The 7,818-nt window shown below is 65.3% G+C and carries 12 protein-coding genes; 6 read left to right on the forward strand and 6 right to left on the reverse strand.

All coding sequences use genetic code 11. The features are described from left to right. Positions 1-181 precede the first annotated feature (181 nt). The gene (locus tag NK1_RS31805) at positions 182-1,069 is read right to left on the reverse strand and encodes an aldo/keto reductase (protein WP_063014744.1); all 888 of its coding nucleotides are present in this window, start codon (positions 1,067-1,069) and stop codon (positions 182-184) included. Between the two features lie 202 nt (positions 1,070-1,271). On the opposite strand from NK1_RS31805, the gene NK1_RS31810 reads away from it, so the two are divergent. Next, positions 1,272-2,468 carry an alpha/beta fold hydrolase gene (locus NK1_RS31810; protein WP_063014746.1) on the forward strand — a complete coding sequence of 399 codons (1,197 nt, stop codon included), beginning with the start codon at positions 1,272-1,274 and terminating at the stop codon, positions 2,466-2,468. 251 nt (positions 2,469-2,719) lie between these two features. Here the strand turns inward: NK1_RS31810 and NK1_RS31815 are convergent, their stop codons facing one another. From NK1_RS31815 to NK1_RS31830, 4 genes are all read right to left on the reverse strand, one after another. Further along, on the reverse strand, positions 2,720-2,923 hold the full coding sequence (locus NK1_RS31815) for a DUF397 domain-containing protein (protein WP_063014748.1): 204 nt from the start codon (positions 2,921-2,923) through the stop codon (positions 2,720-2,722). 178 nt (positions 2,924-3,101) lie between these two features. Then, positions 3,102-3,305: a DUF397 domain-containing protein gene (locus NK1_RS31820; protein WP_063014750.1), complete on the reverse strand. Its 204-nt coding sequence runs from the start codon at positions 3,303-3,305 to the stop codon at positions 3,102-3,104. Between the two features lie 9 nt (positions 3,306-3,314). Then, positions 3,315-3,518, reverse strand: a complete 204-nt coding sequence (locus NK1_RS31825) for a DUF397 domain-containing protein (RefSeq protein WP_063014751.1) — start codon at positions 3,516-3,518, stop codon at positions 3,315-3,317. Then, a complete protein-coding gene (locus tag NK1_RS31830; RefSeq protein WP_084461832.1) occupies positions 3,515-4,396 on the reverse strand; it encodes a helix-turn-helix domain-containing protein in 882 nt (293 codons plus the stop codon). The genes NK1_RS31825 and NK1_RS31830 overlap by 4 nt, the downstream gene beginning before the upstream one ends. 195 nt (positions 4,397-4,591) lie before the next feature. Between NK1_RS31830 and NK1_RS35240 the strand changes: the two genes are divergently transcribed. The 5 genes from NK1_RS35240 to NK1_RS31850 all read left to right on the forward strand — a co-directional run bounded on the left by NK1_RS35240 (position 4,592) and on the right by NK1_RS31850 (position 7,229). Then, a complete protein-coding gene (locus tag NK1_RS35240; protein ID WP_167331926.1) occupies positions 4,592-4,759 on the forward strand; it encodes a hypothetical protein in 168 nt (55 codons plus the stop codon). 5 nt (positions 4,760-4,764) lie between these two features. Further along, entirely contained in the window at positions 4,765-4,944 is a 180-nt protein-coding gene (locus NK1_RS31835) for a hypothetical protein (RefSeq protein ID WP_063014753.1), read from the forward strand. Next, entirely contained in the window at positions 4,925-5,209 is a 285-nt protein-coding gene (locus tag NK1_RS31840) for a hypothetical protein (RefSeq protein WP_063014754.1), read from the forward strand. The genes NK1_RS31835 and NK1_RS31840 overlap by 20 nt, the downstream gene beginning before the upstream one ends. Positions 5,210-5,529: 320 nt before the next feature. Next, positions 5,530-6,612 carry an S-(hydroxymethyl)mycothiol dehydrogenase gene (locus tag NK1_RS31845; RefSeq protein ID WP_063014755.1) on the forward strand — a complete coding sequence of 361 codons (1,083 nt, stop codon included), beginning with the start codon at positions 5,530-5,532 and terminating at the stop codon, positions 6,610-6,612. After that, positions 6,609-7,229, forward strand: coding sequence for an MBL fold metallo-hydrolase (locus NK1_RS31850; protein ID WP_245660972.1), 621 nt, complete (start codon positions 6,609-6,611; stop codon positions 7,227-7,229). Before NK1_RS31845 ends, NK1_RS31850 begins: the two co-directional genes overlap by 4 nt. A 23-nt stretch (positions 7,230-7,252) precedes the next feature. Here the strand turns inward: NK1_RS31850 and NK1_RS31855 are convergent. Continuing rightward, the coding region (locus tag NK1_RS31855; RefSeq protein WP_157104545.1) for a glycoside hydrolase family 19 protein at positions 7,253-7,818 on the reverse strand (566 nt) is incomplete at its 5' end.

Below are 7,818 nucleotides of genomic sequence, written 5' to 3' on the forward strand. Positions count from 1 at the left end.
GCTACACCGTGACGGAAACGTCTACTCACATGCGAATGACCTCAGCTGTCACGCAGTTGCCTCGCGAAGACGTCCTCGACCTTCGTCCGCCGAGACGAGAGCCTCGGAATTTCGTCCGGGTCGGCGCGGACGGTTACGGCGCGCGGGACGACGGCGCATGAGCGCGTCCCGAACACCCTGTTCAGGGTTCCGGGATGTCGATGCCGAAGGTTTCCAGGGTGACGTCGGTGGGCTCGGGGCCGCCGCGCTGTCCGGTGTCGAGGGCATCGATCGCCGCGAGCTCGTCACCGGTGAGGTCGAAGTCGAAGATGTCGAAGTTCTCGGCGATTCGTTGCGGCCGTGTGGATTTGGGGATGACCGAGCGGCCCTGTTGCAGGCCCCAGCGCAACATCACCTGGGCCGGCGTCTTCGCGTGCGCCTCGGCTATCGCGGTGATGACCGGGTCGTCGAGGGTGCTGGTGTGTCCGCTGTCGCGGTAGAAGGTGATGCCACCGATCGGCGACCAGGCCTGGGTGAGAATTCCGTACTCGTCGTCGGCGGCGAGGACGTCGGGCTGGCGGAAGTACGGATGCACCTCGATCTGATTCACCGCCGGGACCACGGAGGTCTGCTTCAACAGATTCTCGAGGTGCTCGCGCATGAAGTTGCTGACCCCGATCGCCCGGACGCGACCGTCGGCGAGCAACTGCTCCAGCGCACGGTAGGCGTCGACGGTGAGATCGAATCGCGAGGGCAGCGCCTGATGCAGGATCAGCAGGTCGATCCGGTCGACACCGAGTTTGCCGGCGCTCTTGTCGAACGCGTGCAATGTCGCGTCGTAACCGAAGTCGCTGATCCAGATCTTGGTCTCGATGAAGACCTCGGAACGGTCGACGCCCGAGCCCCGGATCGCCTCACCCACCTCGCGTTCGTTTCCGTAGGCCGCCGCGGTATCGATATGGCGATATCCGGTGGCCAGGGCGGCATCGACCGCCGCGGCCGTCTCGTCGGGCGGCGTCTGGAAGACCCCCAGCCCGATCGCGGGCATCCGGACGCCATTGTTCAGGGTCAGCAGCGGTGTAGTCGTCATGTCCGTGTTCTACCCCCGATGTGGCAGGTAAACGTGCCGGTGCATGTGGGAGGGGGTGAACTGATCGTGCAAACCGCGACGAATTATGGCGATTTCCGTCATCGCCGGCGAGGTTTGCACGAAAAGTTCAGCCGGACGCTGGGTCGGCGGGGATCAGCGTGGCACTATCGTGAACGGCCTGACTATCGCACGGGGGTAGACCATGAATGTGGTGCGAGCGCGGCATATTGCGCGTTCCGGCGTGGACCTGCACGGGGAGGAGGTCGGCGATGGGCCGACGGTTGTCTTGCTGCATGCCGGGGGTGAGCGGCGGCAGGTGTGGGCTCCCGTCGTGGAGCGACTTGTCGAGGACGGATTGCGCTGTGTCGCTTTCGACCAGCGCGGCCACGGCGACAGCGGTGGGTCACTCAGGAGGCTGGACGAGTGCGCGGGCGATATTTCCGCGATAGTCGATGCGGAACCCGGATGCGTGCTCGTCGGCGCCTCACTGGGTGGGCTCGCCGCCGTTGCGGCACTGGGCAATCCGCGTACCCGGGCGAAGGTCACGGGGCTGGTTCTGGTGGATGTGGTGCCCAACCTCGATGCGGACCGGGTGCGGAGCTTTCTCGATGCCGGTGGGCTATCGAATGTCTTCCCGGACTTCATCGACGATGCCTTGGCCCACATCCCGCGGCTGCGACAGATCACCGCACAACTGGATATCCCGATTCTTCTGATCCGTGCCGGTCGGGCGTCACCGCTCACCGACGTCGAGGCGGACGGGTTGCTCCAGCTGGCTCCGCACGCCACGGTGACTCGGATTCCGGGCGCCGGGCATCTGGTCGCCCGCGATGAGCCGGAGGCGTTGGCGCAGACCATCGCGGATCGCACGACACCTTGGCCGGCGCTGGCGCTGCTGCGCGAACTCGGCGCCGCCCGGGTGGAGCATCCCGGTGGGGATCTCCTCGATCATCTCGAGCGGGTGCGGCAACTGGTCGCGGACCTGGGCGGAGGTAACCGGGTTCGGCTGGCCGCACTCACCCACGCCACCTACGGGACGGACGGCTTCGCACACTCGCTGCTGTCACCCGACCGGCGATCACGTCTGCGCGCGGCAATCGGTCACGACGCGGAGGCTCTGGTCTACCGCTACGGCGCATGCGACCGGGCCGAGACCTATCCCCACCTCGGCGCCACCCCACTTCCGATCACCGACCGCTTCACCGCCGAGGTGGTCGCCGTAGACGGCACCGATCTCGCGGACTTCGCACTCCTCACCGTCGCCAACGAACTCGACGTGGTGCGCCATGCCGCGCTGACCGCCGAAACCGTTGACGGGATCCGGGCTCTCATCACCGCGTGTGCGACCTACGTGCCCGATGCCGCCGCTCGGGCCCTCGCCGACCGGCACCTCCGCTGAGAACCGAACACGACTCGAATTGCGTTGTGTCAGTTGGGGGTGAACTTTTCGTGCAAACCTCGGAATATGTGCGGTTTTCCGTCCATGCGGGCGAGGTTTGCACGAAAAGTTCAGGCAAACCAACGTCCGGGCCCCCGACCGAACGTCACCCACCCGGTGCGCCCTCACCGCCGGACGAATACGCAAGCACCCCCGAAGCCCAAGGGCAAGAAGGACTTCGGGGGGTATCGAACCGTTGTGAGCGGAGGCCGCTACGCCCGATCGAACCGGCCGCGCTGGATGCTGGCGGTGAAGGCGGTCCATTCGGTGCGGGTGAAGACCAGAGCCGGGCCGGTGGGGTTCTTCGAATCACGGACGCCCACACCCTCGTTGAGGAACGCAACCTCGACGCAGTCCTTGCTCGCGCCCGAGAAGCTCGACTTGAACCACGTCGCCCCGGACAAGTCGTTGCTCATGACAGACGCTCCTTGGTCGATGATGCCGAAACAGGCTGGGAGGCTGAACAATTAGTGTCGCATGAGATCGACGGCCGGTGCACCCCTCGGCGTCATACCTCCTGCCAAGGGAAGCTTCGGACGGCGGAACCCCCGAAGGATCGACCTTCGGGGGTTCTCGGGGCTGTTACGCGATACCTCAGGCGTGGTCGAAGTCGCCGTGCCGAACGCCTGCGGTGAACGCGGACCATTCGGAAGGAGTGAAGATCAGGGCGGGGCCGGTGGGGTTCTTCGAATCACGAACGCCGACACCAGCATCGAGGAACGCCACCTCGACACAGTCCTTGGTCGATCCCGAGAAGCTTGACTTGAACCACTTAGCCCCGGACAGATCGTTGCTCATGGCACGCTCCTATGCCTGGTCGAAGTCACCCTGCTCTACGCTCGCGGTGAACGTGGACCACTCCGAGGGGGTGAAGATCAGGGCGGGACCGGTGGGGTTCTTCGAATCGCGTACGCCGACACCGTCATTGAGGAAAGCAATCTCGACGCAGTCCTTAGTTGAGCTCGAGAAGCTTGATTTGAACCACTTCGCCCCGGACAGATCGTTGTTCACGGCATGTGCTCCTTGATCAGTGCCACCGAATCAGCTGGTGACAACGCTACACGATCAACATCTCGGAGAGCTTGCGAATATCGTTGCAGCTCTGCGTCACGTTCAAGGTAGAGATCTCCGGCCCAACCCTCGACATAAATGATGGGCGGTTGGGCGAGGCCAGACTGTGGGAGGTCAGGGAACTCCAACTTGGTGAACGGCCCAGCTACCGAGCCAAGAGGGCTACTTGCGACGAAGGGGACGATTCGGATGCAGATGTTCGGCAACGCCGACAGCTTCACGAGGTGCCTCAACTGGTCGGAAATTACCGCCTGACCGCCGACCTGATCGCACAGCACAGCCTCGTGCAGCAGGGCCGTAACCCGCAGGTTCACATCTTTCAGCCGCTCTTGGCGATGGGTCTGCCACTCGATACGGCGCTCGAGTTGCGCTCCAGGGATGTCGGGATGTTCAGCCCAGGCGATGGCACGCCTGTAGTCGGGCGTCTGAAACAGGCCGGGCACGATGGTCGTCTTCCAGATCGTCAGCCGGTCCGCCGCATCCTCCAGCGCCAAGTAGTGGTTGAACCCGGTCGATATCTGGTCCGCATACGCCCTCCACCAGCTGGCCGTCACCTTCCCCTCCCGCGACGCACGTATCTCCTTCACCAGATCCAGGCAGATGCGCCGCTCCTCGTCGCTCGCCCCGTAGCTGTCGCACAGTGCGTTCACCTGGAGGCTCGTGATTCTCGTCGTCTGTCCCTCTTCGATGCGGCCGATGGTCTGATGTGACGTTTCCGCGATACGCGCGGCCTGGGATTGTCCCATTCCCTTCAGGTTTCGCAGCCGACGCAGTTCGCGCCCCAATGCTCGTTGCGCGAGTGTGCTCCCTGACCCCATGTTGTTAGCTCCCCTATCGATTGTGTCCCGGTTTTCTGGACAGGTCCCCACTGGACAGGTTGCTGGTAGACGAGTTCAAACAATCGGTACGGCGACGGAAACCCGAAATCCCCACCATTCGACTACAACTCGTGGCCGAGTCGATGCAACCTCAACGCCGACAACCACTTTCACATCGCAGGGGAAGTATCCACCATGGGACTGCTCAACCACGATCGAATGCCGATCATGACCGTCTCCTACGCGCATATCATCATGCAATTGCACATCGACTGCGCTTTGTGCGTGTGCCCGGTGAAACAGCAGGCGAAGCAGCGGCTGATAGAGGCGAAACACCTGGTGCCGGACTCGGGTCGGGAGTGAGGCCGATGTTCTGGGAATTCGTTCTGCTGATCAGTATTCCGCTCACTGTGATCGTGCTCGCGGTGTTCTGGCCCGAGCAGATCTCCAAGCCCGAATCGCGCGATTCCGTGCGCGCGATCATCGACCGGATCGCGCGCGAGGACCGCGCCGGAGAGGCGAAATACCGTGACCGATACCTCGAATAGCGGCCACTTCCGGACGAAGGTCGGAGCATCCTCCGCGTGGTGGCGTGTCGGCGACGGCGAACGGGTGGAGATCACGCACTTCACCGATTACGAAACAAGTTTGCACACCGCATCTTTCGCGAATTTCCGGGTGGTGCGATATTCGTGCCACGGCGTGGTGTTCATCGACACGCCGAGTTTGGCGCAAGCACATTCCTTGCTGCCGCAATACCACGCGCTGTGGTGCGCGGTGAGCGAGGAGTTCCGCCGTCGGTTCGCCTCCTGACCGCCGGGCGCCCCGCCGCAGTCCGGGTAGCGACGCCGGTGACTCCGCCCGCCACCGACACCGGCACGGCAACGGCCGAATCGAGACGCCCTCGCGCCGACGAAACGTTCGCGGCCAGGAGTGCGGCGCCCACGGCCGACCATGCGCCCGGCGGCGCCCGCGGCCGCCCAACAGTGGAGATGAAAATGGTTTCCACCAGGACGCGAGCGGTGCGACCGGGTAAACCGAACTATCGTCTGGACACCTGTCCGAGGGGGCCGGTGCGGGCATACACTGACCCGTAAGGTGAACCGGCACCCCCGACGCGTAAAGGAGATTCCATGTCCCAGAAGGTTCGCGGCGTCATCGCCCGCAGTGTGGGCGCCCCGGTCGAGATCGTCGATATCGTCATCCCCGATCCGGGTCCGCACGACGTGGTGGTGCGGGTGCAGGCCTGCGGGGTGTGCCATACCGATCTGACCTACCGCGAGGGCGGCATCAACGACGCATTCCCCTTCCTGCTCGGTCACGAGGCGGCCGGCGTGGTGGAGACCGTCGGTGACGCCGTCACCCACGTCGAGCCCGGCGATCACGTGGTGCTGAACTGGCGCGCGGTATGCGGCCAGTGCCGCGCCTGCAAGCGCGGCAAGCCGTGGTACTGCTTCGACACCCACAACGCGAGCAAGCCCATGACGCTGGCCGACGGCACCGAACTGACCCCCGCCCTCGGCATCGGCGCCTTCGCCGACAAGACGCTGGTACACGAGGGACAGTGCACCGTGATCGACCCCGAGACCGATCCCGCCGTGGCCGGACTGCTCGGCTGCGGTGTGATGGCCGGGCTGGGGGCGGCGATCAACACCGGCGGCGTGAGCTACGGCGATTCGGTCGCGGTCATCGGCTGCGGCGGCGTCGGTGACGCGGCCATCGCGGGGGCGCGGCTGGCGGGCGCCACCACCATCATCGCGATCGATCGCGATCCGCGAAAGCTGGAGTGGGCCAAGGAACTCGGTGCCACCCACACCCTCGAGGCCGGTGACGACGTGGTCGAGCGGGTGCAGGAATTGACCGGCGGTTTCGGCGCCGACGTGGTGATCGACGCGGTGGGGCGCCCGGAAACCTGGAAGCAGGCCTTCTACGCGCGCGATCTGGCCGGCACGGTGGTGCTGGTCGGCGTGCCGACGCCGGATATGACGCTGGAGATGCCGCTCATCGACTTCTTCTCACACGGCGGCTCGCTGAAATCCTCCTGGTACGGCGACTGCCTGCCGGAACGCGACTTCCCGATGTTGCTCGACCTCTACCGCCAGGGACGGTTGCCGCTGGAGCGGTTCGTCAGCGAGCGCGTGACCCTCGACCAGGTCGAACAGGCCTTCACCACCATGCACCACGGCGACGTCCTGCGATCGGTGGTGACGCTGTGAGGATCGACCGCGTCGTCACTTCCGGAAAGTTCGAATTGGACGGCGGCAGTTGGGATGTCGACAACAACGTCTGGGTCGTCGGCGACGACCGTGAGGCCGTTGTCATCGACGCCGCCCACCAGGCGGAGCCGATCATCGCGGCCGTCGGCGATCGCACGGTGCGCGCCATCATCTGCACCCACGCCCACAATGACCACATCAATGTGGCCACCGAACTGGCCGCGGCACTGGAGGCCCCGATCCGGCTGCATCCGGCCGACGAGGTGCTCTGGAGCGCGCTCTACCCCGACACCCGCTACGAGCCGCTGCGCGATCGGGAGCGAATTCCGGTGGCGGACAGTGAGATCGAGGTCCTGCACACACCGGGCCACTCCCCCGGCGCGGTGAGCCTGTACCTGGCCTCGGAGAAGACGGTCTTCACCGGCGACACCCTCTTCCAGGGCGGTCCCGGCGCCACCGGCCGCTCGTTCTCGAGCTTCCCGACGATCATCGAATCCATCCGCACCCGTCTGCTGCACCTACCCGAGGACACGACGGTGCTGACCGGACACGGCGACTCCACGACCATCGGCGCCGAGGCGCCCCACCTACCGGAGTGGATCAAGCGCGGGCACTGATAGTGCAGGCGCCACCCGGGGCCCTACGGGCACTTCAGTACCTGGCAGACCTGGATGAAGTGATCGCGACGGACGTCTCTGCCGTTCGAACCACCGTTGATGATCCGCGAAACCGGGTCGATGCTCGCCGGGTCCCGGGGGTGGGCGTTGTCCGCCACGGCATTGAGGTTGTGGGTCGTCCAGTACCACGCGGCCGTGGCGAACGCGTACTGCGGATCGGCGACCAGCTCCGGGTGGTTGACGAAGTCGACGCCCAGCGCCTGGCTCGCGAGTTCGTAATTGTGCCGGCCGGTGAGCTGGAGGGCACCGCGCCCCTTGTATTTGGGCCCGTCACCGGGCTGGGTGTTGCCGAGATCCGCGCGCCCGTCGTAGTCGCTGCCGTCGCTGTATTCGGTCAAGGTGGCGAAACCATCCGTTTCCTGACCGATCTGAGCGAGGAAAGCGGCAGCACGCTGCGGCGTGTCGTCGATACCCGCCGCCGCCATCGCAGTGTTGATCTGCGGGAGCCAGGCGCTGACATGCGCCTGATCGGCGCCGGGCAGCGCCGCCGGTGCCGCCACGGGCTCGGCCGCCGGTGCGGCACCGGGCT

The organism is Nocardia kruczakiae NBRC 101016, from assembly GCF_001612965.1.
Taxonomy (GTDB): Bacteria; Actinomycetota; Actinomycetes; order Mycobacteriales; family Mycobacteriaceae; genus Nocardia; species Nocardia kruczakiae.

Coding starts and splice junctions, on each gene's coding strand:
- NK1_RS31815 (WP_063014748.1), bottom strand. CDS start 2,923: ATGAGCAACGACTTGTCCGGGGCGACGTGGTTCAAGTCGAGCTTCTCG.
- NK1_RS31810 (WP_063014746.1), top strand. CDS start 1,272: ATGAATGTGGTGCGAGCGCGGCATATTGCGCGTTCCGGCGTGGACCTG.
- NK1_RS31830 (WP_084461832.1), bottom strand. CDS start 4,396: ATGGGGTCAGGGAGCACACTCGCGCAACGAGCATTGGGGCGCGAACTG.
- NK1_RS31845 (WP_063014755.1), top strand. CDS start 5,530: ATGTCCCAGAAGGTTCGCGGCGTCATCGCCCGCAGTGTGGGCGCCCCG.
- NK1_RS31820 (WP_063014750.1), bottom strand. CDS start 3,305: ATGAGCAACGATCTGTCCGGGGCTAAGTGGTTCAAGTCAAGCTTCTCG.
- NK1_RS31835 (WP_063014753.1), top strand. CDS start 4,765: ATGTTCTGGGAATTCGTTCTGCTGATCAGTATTCCGCTCACTGTGATC.
- NK1_RS35240 (WP_167331926.1), top strand. CDS start 4,592: ATGGGACTGCTCAACCACGATCGAATGCCGATCATGACCGTCTCCTAC.
- NK1_RS31805 (WP_063014744.1), bottom strand. CDS start 1,069: ATGACGACTACACCGCTGCTGACCCTGAACAATGGCGTCCGGATGCCC.